Source organism: Acinetobacter sp. XH1741 (genome assembly GCF_041021895.1).
GTDB lineage: Bacteria > Pseudomonadota > Gammaproteobacteria > Pseudomonadales > Moraxellaceae > Acinetobacter.
In genome coordinates this window covers 2786537-2802209 of sequence record NZ_CP157428.1, presented here as the reverse complement: position 1 = coordinate 2802209, position 15673 = coordinate 2786537, and the positions used below count along the sequence as shown (strand labels likewise).

The 15673-nt window shown below is 40.9% G+C and carries 16 protein-coding genes; 11 read left to right on the top strand and 5 right to left on the bottom strand.

Annotated elements, in window-relative coordinates:
- Positions 1-136 precede the first annotated feature (136 nt).
- Genes mdcA through madM form a run of 9 tightly spaced genes read left to right on the top strand, consistent with a single transcriptional unit; the run spans position 137 to position 7441 of the window.
- Positions 137-1816 carry a malonate decarboxylase subunit alpha gene (mdcA, locus tag ABLB96_RS13340; RefSeq protein WP_348897035.1) on the top strand — a complete coding sequence of 560 codons (1680 nt, stop codon included), beginning with the start codon at positions 137-139 and terminating at the stop codon, positions 1814-1816.
- Positions 1816-2700 (top strand): triphosphoribosyl-dephospho-CoA synthase, encoded by an 885-nt coding sequence (locus ABLB96_RS13335; protein WP_348897034.1) that lies wholly within the window; start codon positions 1816-1818, stop codon positions 2698-2700. Before mdcA ends, ABLB96_RS13335 begins: the two co-directional genes overlap by 1 nt.
- A 2-nt stretch (positions 2701-2702) precedes the next feature.
- Entirely contained in the window at positions 2703-3002 is a 300-nt protein-coding gene (locus ABLB96_RS13330; RefSeq protein ID WP_348897033.1) for a malonate decarboxylase subunit delta, read from the top strand.
- Positions 2995-3846, top strand: coding sequence for a biotin-independent malonate decarboxylase subunit beta (locus ABLB96_RS13325; protein ID WP_348897032.1), 852 nt, complete (start codon positions 2995-2997; stop codon positions 3844-3846). The genes ABLB96_RS13330 and ABLB96_RS13325 overlap by 8 nt, the downstream gene beginning before the upstream one ends.
- Positions 3843-4670 (top strand): biotin-independent malonate decarboxylase subunit gamma, encoded by an 828-nt coding sequence (mdcE, locus tag ABLB96_RS13320; RefSeq protein ID WP_348897031.1) that lies wholly within the window; start codon positions 3843-3845, stop codon positions 4668-4670. The genes ABLB96_RS13325 and mdcE overlap by 4 nt, the downstream gene beginning before the upstream one ends.
- Positions 4661-5269, top strand: a complete 609-nt coding sequence (locus ABLB96_RS13315) for a malonate decarboxylase holo-ACP synthase (RefSeq protein WP_348897030.1) — start codon at positions 4661-4663, stop codon at positions 5267-5269. The genes mdcE and ABLB96_RS13315 overlap by 10 nt, the downstream gene beginning before the upstream one ends.
- 12 nt (positions 5270-5281) lie before the next feature.
- Positions 5282-6211, top strand: coding sequence for a malonate decarboxylase subunit epsilon (mdcH, locus tag ABLB96_RS13310; protein WP_348897029.1), 930 nt, complete (start codon positions 5282-5284; stop codon positions 6209-6211).
- Between the two features lie 56 nt (positions 6212-6267).
- Positions 6268-6684 (top strand): malonate transporter subunit MadL, encoded by a 417-nt coding sequence (gene madL / locus ABLB96_RS13305; RefSeq protein WP_348897028.1) that lies wholly within the window; start codon positions 6268-6270, stop codon positions 6682-6684.
- The gene (gene madM, locus ABLB96_RS13300) at positions 6677-7441 is read left to right on the top strand and encodes a malonate transporter subunit MadM (protein WP_348897027.1); all 765 of its coding nucleotides are present in this window, start codon (positions 6677-6679) and stop codon (positions 7439-7441) included. Before madL ends, madM begins: the two co-directional genes overlap by 8 nt.
- A gap of 57 nt (positions 7442-7498) precedes the next feature.
- On the opposite strand, the gene ABLB96_RS13295 is transcribed toward madM, so the two are convergent.
- The 5 genes from ABLB96_RS13295 to ABLB96_RS13275 all read right to left on the bottom strand — a co-directional run bounded on the left by ABLB96_RS13295 (position 7499) and on the right by ABLB96_RS13275 (position 12632).
- The gene (locus tag ABLB96_RS13295) at positions 7499-8416 is read right to left on the bottom strand and encodes a LysR family transcriptional regulator (protein ID WP_348897026.1); all 918 of its coding nucleotides are present in this window, start codon (positions 8414-8416) and stop codon (positions 7499-7501) included.
- Between the two features lie 101 nt (positions 8417-8517).
- Positions 8518-9936, bottom strand: a complete 1419-nt coding sequence (locus ABLB96_RS13290; protein ID WP_348897025.1) for a PLP-dependent aminotransferase family protein — start codon at positions 9934-9936, stop codon at positions 8518-8520.
- A 101-nt stretch (positions 9937-10037) separates the two neighbouring features.
- Positions 10038-10172 (bottom strand): DUF2474 domain-containing protein, encoded by a 135-nt coding sequence (locus ABLB96_RS13285; RefSeq protein ID WP_348897024.1) that lies wholly within the window; start codon positions 10170-10172, stop codon positions 10038-10040.
- A gap of 14 nt (positions 10173-10186) precedes the next feature.
- Positions 10187-11194: a cytochrome d ubiquinol oxidase subunit II gene (gene cydB / locus ABLB96_RS13280; protein ID WP_348897023.1), complete on the bottom strand. Its 1008-nt coding sequence runs from the start codon at positions 11192-11194 to the stop codon at positions 10187-10189.
- Positions 11187-12632 carry a cytochrome ubiquinol oxidase subunit I gene (locus tag ABLB96_RS13275; protein ID WP_348897022.1) on the bottom strand — a complete coding sequence of 482 codons (1446 nt, stop codon included), beginning with the start codon at positions 12630-12632 and terminating at the stop codon, positions 11187-11189. The genes cydB and ABLB96_RS13275 overlap by 8 nt, the downstream gene beginning before the upstream one ends.
- A 652-nt stretch (positions 12633-13284) precedes the next feature.
- Here ABLB96_RS13275 and ABLB96_RS13270 point away from each other — a divergent pair.
- Together ABLB96_RS13270 and ABLB96_RS13265 are read left to right on the top strand one after the other, a co-directional pair.
- Positions 13285-14103, top strand: coding sequence for a hypothetical protein (locus ABLB96_RS13270; protein WP_348897021.1), 819 nt, complete (start codon positions 13285-13287; stop codon positions 14101-14103).
- Between the two features lie 117 nt (positions 14104-14220).
- Complete coding sequence (locus tag ABLB96_RS13265; RefSeq protein WP_348897020.1) at positions 14221-15516, top strand: acyl-CoA dehydrogenase family protein; 1296 nt, start codon at positions 14221-14223, stop codon at positions 15514-15516.
- Positions 15517-15673: the final 157 nt, after the last annotated feature.

Sequence of the window (15673 nt, the reverse complement as noted above, 5' to 3'; positions counted from 1 at the left end):
CTCCCACATGCTTTTTAGCCACCTTAAAATAAATCATTAACCTGAAGTTAATGACTGCTGATGTAGGTTGATTGATCGAAAGTCAATAAAGCGTTTTTATAGATTCAGAACAAAACTGCGATCTATAGGTAAACACATGGAAGGTTCAGTTCAGAATAAAGAACGGTTATGGACAAAGCGGCGTCATGCCAAACAACTAAAACTAGAGATGGCAAACCAATATACCGATGGTGTGGTCATTCCAACTCAAGACATTATTAAAGTTTTAGAAACCCTGATTACTCCGGGTGACAGAGTTGTACTCGAAGGAAATAACCAAAAGCAGGCCGATTTCTTATCGCGCTCTTTGGCACAAACCAATCCAGATGTTTTGCATGATTTACATATGATCATGCCAAGCGTTGGACGTTCGGAACATCTTGATCTGTTTGAAAAAGGCATTGCGCGTAAGCTCGATTTTTCTTTTGCTGGCCCACAAAGTTTACGTATTAGCCAGTTAATTGAAGATGGACGATTAGAGATTGGTGCGATTCATACCTATATTGAATTGTATTCGCGTTTGGTGGTTGACCTCATTCCAAATGTGGTGCTTTCGGCGGGCTTTATGGCAGATCGTCAAGGCAATATTTATACAGGTCCAAGTACCGAAGATTCTCCAGCACTTATTGAACCTGCCGCTTTTAGTGATGGTATTGTGATTGTTCAAGTCAATGAACTGGTCGATGACGTAACCGATTTACCACGTGTTGATATTCCTGCTTCGTGGGTGGATTATGTGGTAGTTGCAGATCAGCCTTTTTATATCGAACCGTTATTTACGCGTGACCCGAAACACATCAAGCCAGTACATGTACTTATGGCCATGATGGCAATTCGCGGAATTTATGAAAAGCATAATGTGCAATCTTTAAATCATGGCATTGGTTTTAACACGGCAGCAATTGAACTGATTTTACCGACCTATGGTGAGTCTTTGGGGTTAAAAGGAAAAATCTGCCGAAACTGGACACTAAATCCGCATCCAACCTTAATCCCAGCGATTGAAACAGGTTGGGTTGAAAGCGTGCATTGCTTTGGTACCGAACTCGGTATGGAAAAATATGTTGCAGCTCGGCCTGATGTTTTCTTTACAGGTCGTGATGGCGCTTTACGTTCCAACCGCATGATGTGTCAGCTCGCAGGTCAATACGCCGTTGATCTATTTATTGGTGCGACTTTGCAAATTGATGGTATGGGGCATTCTTCAACTGTTACCAAAGGGCGTTTAGCGGGCTTTGGTGGTGCACCAAACATGGGGCATGATCCGCGTGGCCGTCGTCACGATACGCCAGCATGGCTTGATATGCGTTTGCAAGGTGCTAATGAAACAGAAACTTATTTGGCACGTGGTAAAAAGCTGGTTGTTCAAATGGTGGAAACTTTCCAAGAGGGTGGCAAACCAACTTTTGTAGAACGCCTTGATGCGATTGATGTTGCTAAAACAGCAGGTTTGCCTTTAGCACCGATCATGATTTATGGCGATGATGTAACCCATTTACTTACCGAAGAAGGCATTGCTTATCTATATAAAGCAAGCAGCCAAGAAGAGCGCCAAGCCATGATTGCTGCGGTGGCAGGCGTGACCAGTATTGGTTTAACTCAGGACCCTAAAACCACAGCACGTTTAAGAAGCGAAGGCCTAGTGGTATTCCCTGAAGATTTAGGTATTCGCCGCACTGATGCGACACGTGAGCTTTTAGCTGCAAAAAATATTGCCGACTTAGTGACATGGTCCGATGGGCTATATCAACCTCCTGCAAAATTTAGGAGTTGGTAATGATGGCACAAGTTCAATATCAAACACTTAGTGATAGTCATCTTTTGGCAGATATGGCGGTTGAGGCTTTAATTGATGAAGTTAATCTGACACCCAAACCAGCCTTGGTAGATCGCCGTGGTAATGGTGCACATGATGACCTGACTTTGGAGTTAATGGAGCGCTCTGCAAAAAGTTTACGCCCGATGTTTGAAGAAATGGCTCAAGCAGCCATACACCATGGTGAAGTTTGTTTGGCCTTACGCGAAGACATTGGTGAAATTGGTCGCCAAGGTGAAAAAGTCATGATGTTGGCGACAGATGGCGTCAATACACATCGCGGTGCAATTTGGGCATTAGGTTTAATGGTGACGGCGGCGGCATTGGCACGTAGCAATCAACAATATTTATCAGCTGTTGAGCTATGCCAGTTAGCAGGCCAGATTGCTCAGCTTGAAGACCGCTTTGTGCCTGTGCAGGCTTTAAGTCATGGTCAGCAAGTACAAAAGAAATTAGGCATCTTAGGTGCCAAAGAACAGGCGCAACTGGGCTTTCCAACCATCGTAAATTTTGGCTTAAAACAGCTTTACCAAAGTCGTAGTAAACCCATGAAAGAAGAGTTCGCTCGCTTAGATGCCTTGCTTGCAATAATGACTGATCTGACCGATACCTGTGTGCTTTATCGCTCTGGAACATCTGGTTTAAAGCGTATGCAACAAGGTGCTCAGCAAGTACTGGATTTGGGCGGTAGCTCAAGCTTAGAAGGTCGTCGCGCTTTGCATCTTTTAGAGATTGATCTACTTCGGATGAAAGCCTCCGCTGGTGGTGCCGCAGATTTGTTGGCAGCAACATTGTTTATAGATCGTGCTCAGCAGTCATCTTTAAAAAATAAAGAGGGATTTTGATTATGGAAACACTTCATTTTGAATTTGTGGGCACAGAACCACCTGTAAAAAAAGCGTTGGTGGGGTGTGTGGGTTCGGGTGATTTAGAAATTCTGATGGAACCCGGTGAAAAGGGAAAAACTTCTATTCATGTCGTCACCTCCGTAGATGGCAGTGCAGCACGTTGGCACAATCTTTTTGAACGGATTTTTACTGCTCAAATACCACCAGCGGTCAATATTGATATTCATGACTTTGGTGCAACTCCTGGCGTTGTTCGCTTACGTCTGGAACAAGCATTAGAGGAGATTGCTCATGACTGATATCGAGAGCTTGTTAAATAAACAAGATTTTATTGAGTTCAGTGCAAGAGAGCGTGCCAAAGCGTTATTAGATGAAGGGACGTTTCGAGAGTTACTCGACCCATTTGCGCGTGTTATGTCGCCTTGGCTCGTTAAGCAGAATATTGTGCCGCAAGCCGATGATGGTGTGGTGATTGCAAAGGGAACTATTCAAGAACGCTCAGTAGTTCTAATTTCTATTGAAGGCTTATTTCAAGGCGGAAGTTTAGGCGAGGTGGGCGGTGCCAAAATTGCGGGTGCCTTAGAACTTGCAGTTGAAGACAATCTAAAAGGTATTCCAACAGCGGCAATTTTATTGTTGGAAACGGGTGGTGTTCGCTTACAAGAAGCAAATCTGGGCTTGGCAGCCATTGCTGAAATTCAGGCTGCAATTGTGAACTTACGTCAGTATCAGCCTGTGATTGCTGTTGTTGCAGGCAGCGTAGGGTGCTTCGGTGGAATGTCAATTGCAGCTGGACTATGTAGCTATATTGTAATGACACAAGAAGGACGTTTAGGCCTAAATGGCCCGCAAGTGATCGAACAAGAAGCCGGTGTACAAGAATATAACGCCAAAGATCGCCCATTTATATGGAGTATTACTGGTGGTAATCAGCGCTTCACTAGTGGCTTGGCAGATGCTTATGTAGACGATGATCGCCAGAAAATTCGTCAGCAAGTCATCGATTATTTAGTCCAAGGCGTACCTCATCAGCATCGTAGTTCAAATTACTCATTCTATTTAGAAAAGCTACAACAAGTCGATACTGCCGAGCAGATTACCCCAGCACAGGTTCACGCTTTGTATCAAGGAGAGCAAGCATGAATATCGCCGTTGATACATTAAAAGCATCTACACGTGGTGCACATTGGTTTAAATCACTCACGCAAGGCTTTAAGACAGTTGAAGGTTTTCCAGCTTCTGTTTGGGTGGCTGATGGTCAAGTCGATCAGCAAGCGGTACGTGTGATTGCAGTTGTCCAAGACAGTAATAATTTGTTCCCTCGGGCGAGACAAGGTGAAGTTGGACTCTTGGAAGGTTGGAGTTTAGCAAAAGCAGTTGATGACGTGATTCAAGCCGATGCACAGGCTGAAATTAAACGCGCTATTTTATGTTTGGTTGATGTTCCAAGTCAGGCCTATGGGCGCCGTGAAGAATTATTAGGTATCCATCAGGCTTTAGCGGGTGCAGTAGATAGCTATGCCAGAGCCAGACTGGCAGGTCATCCTATTCTCAGTTTATTGGTTGGTAAGTCGATGTCGGGTGCTTTCTTGGCGCATGGATACCAAGCCAATCGTATTATTGCCTTAAAAGATTCAGGTGTTATGGTGCATGCGATGGGTAAAGAATCTGCTGCACGCGTTACCTTGCGCTCGGTTGATGAGTTAGAGCAATTGGCATCAAGCATTCCTCCAATGGCTTATGACATTGAAAGTTATGCCACGCTGGGTTTGTTATCTGAACTGTTATCTGTTGAAAACCCTGAACAACCGACAAACCATGATCTTTCGTTAGTTAAGCAGGCAATTATACAAGCATTTAAAGAGATTCATGCTGAGCAATCGAAAGGATTGGAACAAAGACTTCACGGCCAAAACCGTCAGATGTCTAAAAAGGTCCGTGAATTATTGCGTGAGCAATGGTCATGAAACTTGAGCTTGAAGCCCATGATTTACTGTGGGGCATGACGGTCGATTGCTTGGCCAATGATGCTCCGCTTTGGGTGAAAGAGGTTCTGCTACGAGGTGATCCTGTTGTGGTTCGACGGGCAATTACTCCTGTAGATCAGGTGGCTGTGGGTATAAGAGGGCAATTTCGCTATCAACGATATGCAGCGCAAATGCCACGATCTGCGATTAGCAAACAGCTTAAACCCGAAGCGCTGACCCATGTAGATACACAGCAGTTTGCACACTTGGCAGAACGTTTACAGACCATTTCCAGCATTATGAAAAACTTTTCAGGATGTTGGGGATATACAGGAAGTTTCGGGTTTGAACTGGCAACGGGCGTTAAAGCAGTCACTCAGCAAAGTGACATAGATTTGTTGATTCGAGCCGAACAGCCTTTTGCCAAAAAGCAGGCGATTGAGTTACTCGAAAATTTTCAGCAAGCAGGGCTGAATGTGGATATACAACTACAACTTCCACAAGGTGGGTTGGCGTTAAAAGAATGGGCCAGAAATAGTGGAAAAGTTCTATTGAAACGTCCGGACGGTGCTGTTTTAGTAGAAAACCCATGGAATTAGGGAATAGATAGTATGGCTTCAATTTGGGTATATCCGGGACAAGGTGTGCAACGAAGCAATATGTTGCACGACTTGCCACAAACCGCTCTGGTGAAAGAATACCTTGAGCGTGCATCGGATGCACTCAAAGAAGATGTCTTGATGCTGGACAGTTCGGCTGCATTGCAATCGACACGTGCAGTACAGCTTTGTTTACTGATTTCAGGTGTGGTGAGTTCAGCCCTATTAACGGCTGAAAACTTAACACCTGATTATGTAGCGGGTTTATCGATTGGTGCATGGTCGGCTGCGGTTGTAGCAGGCGTTTTAAACTATGAAGATGCTATTCGTTTAGTTGCCTATCGGGGTGAACTCATGCAAAACGCTTACCCCACTGGCTATGGCATGACGGCCCTAATTGGTGCAGACCGTGCAACTGTCGAAGGATGGGTGAAACAAATTAATGAAATAACGCCACAGGTTTTTGTCGCAAATATTAATGCACATAACCAGATCGTTATTTCAGGAAGTTTTGAAGCCATGAACCAAGTTGCGGTTTTAGCAAAACAACAAGGCGTGGTGGCAAAAAAATTAGATGTATCGGTGCCATCGCACTGTGAGTTATTAAGTCAGCAAGCAACGCAACTTGCAGCGTCTATGGAGGGAGTGACTTTAAAGCAGCCTAAAATACGTTATTTAAGTGGTACAACGGCTCGTGCGCTTGGAAGGCCAGAACAGATTGGTGATGACTTGGCTTTTAATATGAGTCGAACTGTAGATTGGGAAAGTACCATCCAAGCTGCATGGGAGCGAGGTGTAAGGTTACAGATAGAAGCTTTACCAGGAACGGTACTAACTACACTTGCACGCCGAACATTTAAAGAAGGAACCGTGTTGTCATTTCAAGGGACACGTATAGACAGCATTCAGATTGCGATGCAAAAAGAACATCAGAATTATTGATCTTTTTGAATCTGATTTACAAAAGCATAAATGATCCAAGGATATGAGGGATTGTCATGATTATATATGGAGTTGGTTTACTCGCACTTTGCACCTTGGTGGGTGTTATTGTCGGCGATTTGTTGGGCGTTTTATTGGGTGTAAAGTCCAACGTTGGTGGCGTGGGTATCGCCATGATTTTACTCATTTGCATACGGTTATGGATGGAAAAACGCGGTGTCATGACAGTTGAAACCGAAAAAGGCGTTTCATTCTGGGGCACCATGTATATTCCGGTTGTTGTTGCCATGGCAGCACAACAAAATGTAGTTGCCGCTTTATCTAGTGGTCATATGGCACTGTTTGCTGCTGTAGTATCAGTTGCAGTTTGTACACTCACTATTGCCGGTTTAAGTCGTTATAACAAAGCCAGCCCTTTACCTAAAGAAGAGGACACCACATTAAACCGCATTGGAGGTAAAGTTCATGGTTGAATTATTATTAAAAGACTTAACCCATTTAGGTTTAATTACAGCTTTCGCCTTAATTGCCCTAATTATGTGGCTGTCGACTAAGCTATCTAAATATTTAACCAATGGACGTGTGCATGCTTCAGCAATTGCGATTGTGATTGGTTTGATTTTGGCATGGTGTGGCGGAAAAATGACTGGCGGTGAAAAAGGCTTGACCGACCTTGCACTCTTTACAGGTGTAGGGCTTATGGGCGGTGCAATGCTTCGTGACTTTACCATTGTAGCAACAGCATTTGAAGTACAAGCAACTGAGGCGAAAAAAGCCGGATTTATTGGCGCCTTCTCTTTATTTCTCGGGACCATTTTGCCATTTATTGTCGGTTGTATGTTTGCATGGATTTTTGGCTACCGTGATGCGGTAAGTATTACCACAATTGGTGCGGGTGCTGTGACCTACATTGTGGGGCCAGTGACGGGGGCTGCAATTGGTGCGAGTTCTGAAGTTATGGCGCTCTCAATTGCAACGGGCTTAGTGAAAGCAATTTGTGTAATGGTGTCAACGCCGCTCACCGCAAAATTTATGGGATTAGACAATCCACGTTCTGCCATGATTTTTGGTGGTTTAGCAGGAACTGTAAGTGGTGTATCGGCTGGTTTAGCAGCGACAGATCGCCGTTTAGTGCCTTACGGTGCACTTACAGCAACGTTCCATACAGGTCTTGGTTGCTTAATGGGACCGACTGTTTTGTTCTTCGCGGTTAAAGCTTTGGTGGGTTAATAGGCATATAGTGCTTAAACAAAAGGGCTGTTGTTAGCAAAACAACGGCCCTTATTTTTATTTCTTAAAATTAGAGGCAAACATTCGACATTCAGCAATCAGAGCAAGTAAATTCGGGTCGCGCTCTTTACTTTTTAAAAAGACCAGACCGATTTCTTGTTGCATGTGGTATTGCTGTTTAAGCGGAATAAGTTTAACTGAACTTTCATAAACCGCAGAAATACGACCGGGTAATAGTGCGAAACCGACGCCAGAGCTGACCATACTAATGAGGGTAAAAATATCATTGACCTGCAAAGCAACTTTAGGTGAAAAACCCGCTTTTTTAAAAATGATGTCACTGTCGTTATGAGTTGCAAAACCCTTAGTTAAAGTTAAAAAAGTTTCTTCTTTTAAAAGGCTTAAATCAATGTCTTTAAAGTCAGCATATTTTGAATCTTTATTGACTGCCAGAAAAATGTCATCTGAAAACATCGGCAAAATTTCAAAATCATCATCTTGAGTGGTTTCGTTTAAAGCCACGATAATGGCATCAAGCTCTGTTGCTTTAAGCTTTTTCACCAAGTCCTGATTTGAACTGAGTAATAATTGAATATCAAGCTCACTACGTCTGAGTTTAAGACCGCTAATCACATTTGGAATTGTATTTACCGTCAAAGAATAAAGAGACCCCAAATGTAAAACCTTGGCTGCGAAACCTGCGGCTTCTCTGGTTTTATTTACGGTGATAAAAATGTCTTGTACGATTTTTTGCGCCCGTTCTTCAAACACATAAGCACTTTTTAAAGGAATCAGGTTACGGCCTTCATTTTTAAATAGCGGACAACGTAGGGCACTTTCCAAAGAATGCAGTGCCTTATGAACACTGACATTACTCAGCTGCATTTCTGTAGCTGTTTTAGACAAATTTCCACAGCGCATGAAAGCCAAAAAAATCTGTATTTTTTTAAGGGTGAGTTCTTCATCAATTTCCATATTAATCCTTTGAACCTATTTCCCTTAATACTATAGATTTGAACTATAAAGTTAGCATAAAACAACCATTATAAAATTGTGCTTAGGTCGAAGTAGCTCTTTTAAGGATTTGATTTAACCCTTTGTTTAATGGTTTTAATCACTTGATCTAATGCACTTTGAATTTTAGTGTTCCATTCAAAAGAACAATTAATTCTCAAATAATGCTGCTGTGTGGGTAAAACACTAAATAGTGGACTTGGGGCAACACCAATGTCTTGTTGGATGAGCTCTTCATGGATTTGCATACTATCTAAACTATTTGGCAATTTAACCCAAAGAAAGTAACCACTTGGGTAGTAATACACTTCACAAGATGCTGGCAGATGCTGTTTCAAATAACGATAAAACTGCTTTTTATAACGTTCAAGTGAAAGTCTAAGGGTACGTAAGTGTTTTTCATAATGATGATGCGATAAAAATTCAACGAGTGCATTTTGAATGAGTGCATTGACGGAAATCGTACTCATAAGCTGTAAGTGCTGAATATGGTCTGAAAATTTACCTGCATAGACCCAACCGACTCGAAAACCTGCACCTAATGTTTTAGAAAAAGAAGAGCAGTGAAGCACCAGATTTTGTTGGTCAAAATACTTCATTGAAAGTGGTTTTTGGCCGCCATAAAAAAGCTCTTCATATACATCGTCTTCAATCAAATAAATTTGGTGTTCGTGAAGCAACTTGGCAATTTTATATTTAATGTCATCGCTTACTGTAAAGCCAATCGGGTTATGCGCGTTTAGCATGAGCCAACATACTTTGATGGGGTAAGTATTAATCACCTGTTCAAAAGCGTCTAAGTCAAAACCATGTTGAGGATGTTCAGGAATGGTAATCACTTTAAGGCCTAACCGTTCAGCGGCTTGCCAAGCACCATAAAACACAGTTTGCTGTAATAAAATATAATCGCCGGGCTGAGCAACCGCCTGCAGGGAAAGGTTTAGTGCATCTAGCCCGCCTGATGTAATGACAATGTCATCTGGGTCGGTCTGTATGCCTTGCATACAGTAGCGCTGAGCGATCAGTTTTCTTAAGGATAAATTACCGGGAGGTAAGCTTGCTGTTTGGTTATAGCTTTGTCTTTGCCGTGCAAGTTGTCCCATAATTTGAATAAGTTTAGGCGCAGTTAAAAGCTGACTATCTGGAAAAGCTGAACCAAAAGGTACAATAGATTCATGTTGAATCGATTTAAGATATTTAAAAACTAATGAATTAATTTCAATTTTAGAGTTCAGTGAAACGGCTGAATATTGTTCTAATGGTTTAAGCGCAATTTGCTCCGCAACGAAATATCCTGATTTTTCTTTTGAATAGATCAGACCTTGTGATTCAAGCTCTTGATAAGCATTCATCACGGTCATTAAACTAAAACCAGAGCGTTGTACCTGATCTCTTAACGAAGGTAATTTTTCATGTGCATTTAAAGTGCCGCTTTCAATGAGTTGGCGAATGCTATGGGCGAGTTGTTCTGATTTATACATGTAGGAGCTGCGCGAAATAAAAAAATAAAAGATGCACTGAATCAATAATAAATGCCGTTTGCAGAATCTACAAACGGCATTTGTATATCAAGATAATGGTTTTACTTTAAGTAAGGGGCTGCATACATCAATATCACTTTAAACAAACCCGCTATTACAGCTAAGGCAAAAAAACCACCAAGCCATAACAGAATAAACCATTGGGTTTGATTAAGTTTAACGGATGACTTTTTCATGAAACCCTCCATACTTAATGATAGCCTTCATCACCTACACGAACTTTGTCTCTAAATACCCAGTAAGACACAATGGTGTAAGCAATAATAATTGGAATCAGAATAAGTGCGCCAACCAAGGCAAACATCTGGCTTGAATGAGGTGCTGCGGCCTGCCAGATGGTGACTGATGGTGGAATAATATATGGCCATAAACTAATCACAAAACCAGTAAATGCAAGGAAAACGAGGGCTAAGGTATATGCAAATGGCTTAAGGTCATGATTCTGCTTTTTACATGCTGATAAAATGAGGCCAACAAATAATAAGACCAAGATAGGCACAGGACTAAAATAGAACAGATTTGGTAAAGAGAACCAGCGATCTGCAATTTCTGGATGAGTCAAAGGCGTATATAAACTCACAGCACCAAAAATAACGAGCAGTGCAATAATCAGCTTTGGCATAAGCTCATACATACGTTGCTGCAAGTTCTTTTCAGTTTTTAAAATGAGCCATCCACATCCTAAAGTGGCATACATAGCTACTACGCCAATACCTGTGAAGATCGTAAATGGAGATAACCAATCAAGCGAACCACCAGCAAAAATACCATTTTCGGTTTTAATCCCTTGAATATAGGCACCTAAAATAATCCCTTGCAAGAAACTGGTTAAAACAGAACCCCAAATAAAAGCTAAGTCCCAAAGATGTTTGGTACGATGAGCTTTAAAGCGGAATTCAAATGCTACACCACGGAAAATCAGGGCAATCACCATGAAAATAATAGGCAGGTAAAGTGCAGATAAAACTGTTGAATAAACCAGTGGAAAGGCTGCATATAGACCAGCACCACCGAGTACCATCCAAGTTTCATTACCATCCCAGACAGGGGCGACGGTATTCATCATCACGTCACGTTCTTGGCTGTTCTTAATGAAAGGGAACATGATTCCAATTCCTAAGTCAAAACCATCCATGACCACATAAATCATGACACCTAAACCGATAATACCGACCCATATTAAAGAAAGATCAATCATGACGGTTCTCCCCAGAGTTTTGTTTACTGTCAATGTTTTCATCGACGGCACTAAGTGGACGCATTGGTGTTTTAAAGTGACCAACACCACCAGACTCGATATTTGGCGTATCGATGAATGCTGGGCCTTTATTAATGAGTTTTAAGGTGTAGTAAATACCGCTACCAAAAACGATGGTGTATACCACTACAAAAATAAAGAGGCTGAGGCCGACTTGATCTGCCGATACAGTATGAGATAACCCATCTTTAGTACGCAGAATGCCATATACCACCCAAGGTTGACGGCCTACTTCTGTGGTAATCCAGCCTGCAAGCATTGCTACATAACCTGCTGGACCCATTAATAAGGCAAATTTATGGAACCATGAAGTATCATAAAGTTTGCCGCGTTTACGTAGCCAAAGGGCAATGAGTGACAAGGTGACCATGAGTACACCAAGACCCACCATTACACGGAAGCTCCAGAAAATAATGGTTGAGTTAGGACGATCTTCTGGTACGAAATCTTTTAAACCTGTGACTTGACCATTTAAACTGTGAGTTAAAATTAAGCTGCCTAAGTGGGGCACACCCACCTCAAAATGGTTTCGCTCTTCTTTCATATCTGGAATTGCAAATAGTAACAGTGGCATAGGCTCGTTATGATTGGTTTCCCAGTGACCTTCCATTGCTGCAAGCTTGGCAGGCTGATGTTCACGAGTATTTAAACCATGATTATCGCCAATCACCACTTGTAGACATGAGGTCACAAGTACCATCCAAAGGCCCATCGAGAACGATTTTTTTACCAATTCATCACGACGGCCTTTTACTAAATGCCACGCAGATGTTCCTACGACCAATAATGATGAAACCAAGAAGGCTGCTGCACCCATATGGGCAAAGCGATAAGGAAAGGAAGGGTTAAAAACAATAGCCAACCAGTCTTTTGGCACAATAATACCGTTTTCGATGGCAAAGCCTTGGGGTGTCTGCATCCAGCTATTGGAAGATAAAATCCAGAACATGGAAATACAGGTACCAATTGCAACCATGAGTGTGGCAAAGAAATGGGCTTTGGGGCCGACACGTCCCCAACCAAACAGCATAATGCCTAAGAAACCTGCTTCTAAGAAAAAGGCACTCAAGACTTCATAGGTCAGTAAGGGACCAGTAATACTGCCGGCAATACGAGAAAATTCACTCCAGTTGGTACCGAACTGATAACTCATGACTACGCCCGAAACAACGCCCATACCAAAGGCAACTGCAAAGATCTTGATCCAGTATTTAAATAGATCTTTATAAATCGGGTTTTCTGTTCTTAACCACTTCCACTCTAAAACTGCTAAAAAGCAGGCAAGACCGATGGAAGTGGCTGGAAAAATAATGTGAAAAGAAACTGTAAAAGCAAATTGTATTCGCGCTAATTCTAGAGCGGTTAGACCGAGGCTCATAAACTTTCCCCCTGTGAACTAGCTGATGATGATGGATTGTGTTAAATGCTTAAATTCAGGTAAAAAAACATTTTGATCATTAAACTTGCCGATGTGATGAGTAGTCTTAGCAAGTAAAATGCCAAATGTTGAAATCAATGTAATTGATTGATATTTCAAGAGAATAGAATGGTTAATTGTTTTTAATCTGTTAACAAAGTTTAGGCTTGATGTTGCATTTGTAAAAAAGCATGTTGCACTGAAACATTGATGAAATATCTTTTGGCAAACATAAGTACGTTTCATGAAAACTACCTACCTTAAGAAGTTTTCTTAATCATGCACTCACTATTTTTGTATATGTAGATACAGAAATTTTTTATAAAACTATAACAGCTTGAAGCAATGACAATGGGTGCTATAGTTTTTTTTCAATTATCTGTAGCTATATATCCAACTATCTAACGTTCAAAATAAAAATGAACAAGATTTATGGATGACCAAAATCAACCTTCAAAACAATGTGAATGTGACTTTGGAATTACCTATAAGCGCAGAATAAATTTCTTCTTTTCTATTCCCTTGTTGTTCTGTATGAGGTCTGGTTGTTGCGTAGATTATTAAAGACCTTGGTTTAAGTGTAGCTCTTCTCAAATAGCTTGGATGTTAAAAAATGTTTATTACTTCTCAACTCAATATCCTAAATAAACTTATTAAAGATCAGCCTATTCCAACATCTATCGTGAACCAACTAGAAAAAATTTATGTAAATTTTGAAGCAACTTTACTCAGAGCCAAGGTGCTCAGAGATTTTTCTAAATCTCAAACTGTATATTTAATTCAATCTCATATTGAACCGCAGCAAAGCAGTTTGGCTTATCTATTTTCACCTTTTATTTTTGCAAACCTAAACAAGGCTGCTATTTATACGACACCTGCGACTGAACCTGTCCTTTATATTCTCAGTAAATATTATCAAGCCGATAAAAAAGTGCTGTTTAAGGTAGATGAGGTTTTAGAGAGCTTAAAAATATATCTGGATTTAGAGTTAGCCGTGCTGAGCGAGGTTGAATTTATTTATTTAAGTTTCGTTAAAGCGCTATGCCGAAGTGATCTCTCTACAATTTTTTTAATAACGCATTTGGAGCTTGATTTAGAAGTTTTAAAGCAACTTGAACAGTTCTTAAAAATAAAAATTCATTGGATCAAAACACTAAAAGATGAAGATCTAAAAGGCTTAGATCAGTTAGATATGCGGAAATTATTATTCAAAAATAAAGATGAAACTTATGTGAAATTATGCGCACAGTTTGCATTGATGAATGCCGAACTTGTGGGACTATGTGATACTTTCACCCCACCTCAAATGACGCATTTAATTGATGATATGTTTTATTCAGAGCATATTTTTGAAAAATTATCTGTCTATTCAGAATATATGCAAACCTTATTGCAAAGTCAGCATAGTCTATCCAATAAAGCACTAGCTTAGTGGTTGCAGGCTTTTTATGACTTTATATAAAGAATGAATACAGTTATAAAAAAATAATCGTTTTCATGTGAAATAAATATTTTATGGTAAAAGCAAAGCAATATTGGTTTTACTTACATGACAAATTTAAATTTTGAGCATCATCTCGGTTCATTAACCCACGCTGCATTAAGTCAAGCCTCAATTATTTCTCGGGTGTGGGGCGAAGGGCCGTCATCACGATATGATGAATTGGCAAAAAATTTCAGACCGACTTTTGCTCGTATTAAAGAAGGGGCTTTAATACGTGAGCAACAGCATATTTTGCCCTATGAACAACTTCAATGGCTTAAAGATATTGGTTTTACACGGCTAAGACTTCCAAAAGCCCATGGCGGCTTTGATGCAACCATTCCAGAGCTATTTGCATTGCTCATTGAACTTGCAGAAGCTGACTCAAATTTACCGCAAGCTTTGCGTGTGCATTTCGGTTTCACTGAAGATGTCTTGGTAAGTAAAGATAAAGCGTTTCGGGAGCGTTGGCTTAGCAGAATTGCAAATGGGGAAACAGTCGGTAGTGCATGGTCTGAAGGTGGGAAAGAGTCAATTGATCAGTTTGAAACTCACTTATATCGAGACGCTGACGGTAAAATTCGTGTTAAAGGTAAAAAATATTACACCACAGGCAGTCTATATGCAGACTGGGTGGATGTTGGTGTCACAGACTTAAAGGGTGAATCTGGCTCGGTCGTTGTTCACCGTGAAGATGAAGGTGTTGAAATTGTTGATGACTGGAATGGCTTTGGTCAGCAACTCACCGCAAGCGGTACAGCATATTTCCATGACGTATTGGTCGATGAGACTGAAATCTTACCCGACGATGATCGCTTTAAATATTCAGCGGCTTACTATCAACTGGTGCAACTGGCAATTATTACGGGTCTAGGACGTGCTGCAACCTATGATGTTTCTCAAGCTGTTGCTAAACGTACTCGAAACTACACACATGCAAATGCTCAATTTGTAAAACAGGACCCGCAGATTTTACAAATAGTAGGCCAAATCCGTGGCGCGGCTTACAGTGCAGGGGCGATTGTTGAAAAAGTCGCGCAAAGCTTACAACGTGCTTACTTGGCTGCTTTTCAAAATAATGAGCAGCTTGAGGAGGAGCAAAATGCACTTGCCGAGCTTGAAAGTGCACAGTCTCAAACGGTGATTACCGATCTAATTTTAAATGCGTCTACGATTTTATTTGACGCTTTAGGCGCTTCTGCAACAGACAAAGATTTAGGCCTAGATCGATACTGGCGTAATGTAAGAACTTTATCTTCACACAACCCGAGAGTATTTAAAAATCGAATTGTCGGTGATTTTAGTGTAAACGGCACATTACCACCGTATCAATGGCGAATAGGGAATGTTGCTAAACAATAAATTATATTTTTAGATATTAAGCTGCTATTTTAGTGGCTTAATATTATTTATATTTTTTAAAATAAAATATAAAAATCTATTAGAATAAAATCATATTTTGTTTGGGGTTTATATTATAAAGAAAACCTAAAAATTGCTTTAGTATAAAAATAAATAA

Coding starts and splice junctions, on each gene's coding strand:
- ABLB96_RS13325 (WP_348897032.1), top strand. CDS start 2,995: ATGACTGATATCGAGAGCTTGTTAAATAAACAAGATTTTATTGAGTTC.
- ABLB96_RS13270 (WP_348897021.1), top strand. CDS start 13,285: ATGTTTATTACTTCTCAACTCAATATCCTAAATAAACTTATTAAAGAT.
- madM (WP_348897027.1), top strand. CDS start 6,677: ATGGTTGAATTATTATTAAAAGACTTAACCCATTTAGGTTTAATTACA.
- mdcA (WP_348897035.1), top strand. CDS start 137: ATGGAAGGTTCAGTTCAGAATAAAGAACGGTTATGGACAAAGCGGCGT.
- ABLB96_RS13275 (WP_348897022.1), bottom strand. CDS start 12,632: ATGAGCCTCGGTCTAACCGCTCTAGAATTAGCGCGAATACAATTTGCT.
- ABLB96_RS13335 (WP_348897034.1), top strand. CDS start 1,816: ATGATGGCACAAGTTCAATATCAAACACTTAGTGATAGTCATCTTTTG.
- madL (WP_348897028.1), top strand. CDS start 6,268: ATGATTATATATGGAGTTGGTTTACTCGCACTTTGCACCTTGGTGGGT.
- mdcH (WP_348897029.1), top strand. CDS start 5,282: ATGGCTTCAATTTGGGTATATCCGGGACAAGGTGTGCAACGAAGCAAT.
- ABLB96_RS13315 (WP_348897030.1), top strand. CDS start 4,661: ATGGTCATGAAACTTGAGCTTGAAGCCCATGATTTACTGTGGGGCATG.
- ABLB96_RS13265 (WP_348897020.1), top strand. CDS start 14,221: ATGACAAATTTAAATTTTGAGCATCATCTCGGTTCATTAACCCACGCT.
- mdcE (WP_348897031.1), top strand. CDS start 3,843: ATGAATATCGCCGTTGATACATTAAAAGCATCTACACGTGGTGCACAT.
- ABLB96_RS13330 (WP_348897033.1), top strand. CDS start 2,703: ATGGAAACACTTCATTTTGAATTTGTGGGCACAGAACCACCTGTAAAA.
- ABLB96_RS13285 (WP_348897024.1), bottom strand. CDS start 10,172: ATGAAAAAGTCATCCGTTAAACTTAATCAAACCCAATGGTTTATTCTG.
- ABLB96_RS13290 (WP_348897025.1), bottom strand. CDS start 9,936: ATGTATAAATCAGAACAACTCGCCCATAGCATTCGCCAACTCATTGAA.
- cydB (WP_348897023.1), bottom strand. CDS start 11,194: ATGATTGATCTTTCTTTAATATGGGTCGGTATTATCGGTTTAGGTGTC.
- ABLB96_RS13295 (WP_348897026.1), bottom strand. CDS start 8,416: ATGGAAATTGATGAAGAACTCACCCTTAAAAAAATACAGATTTTTTTG.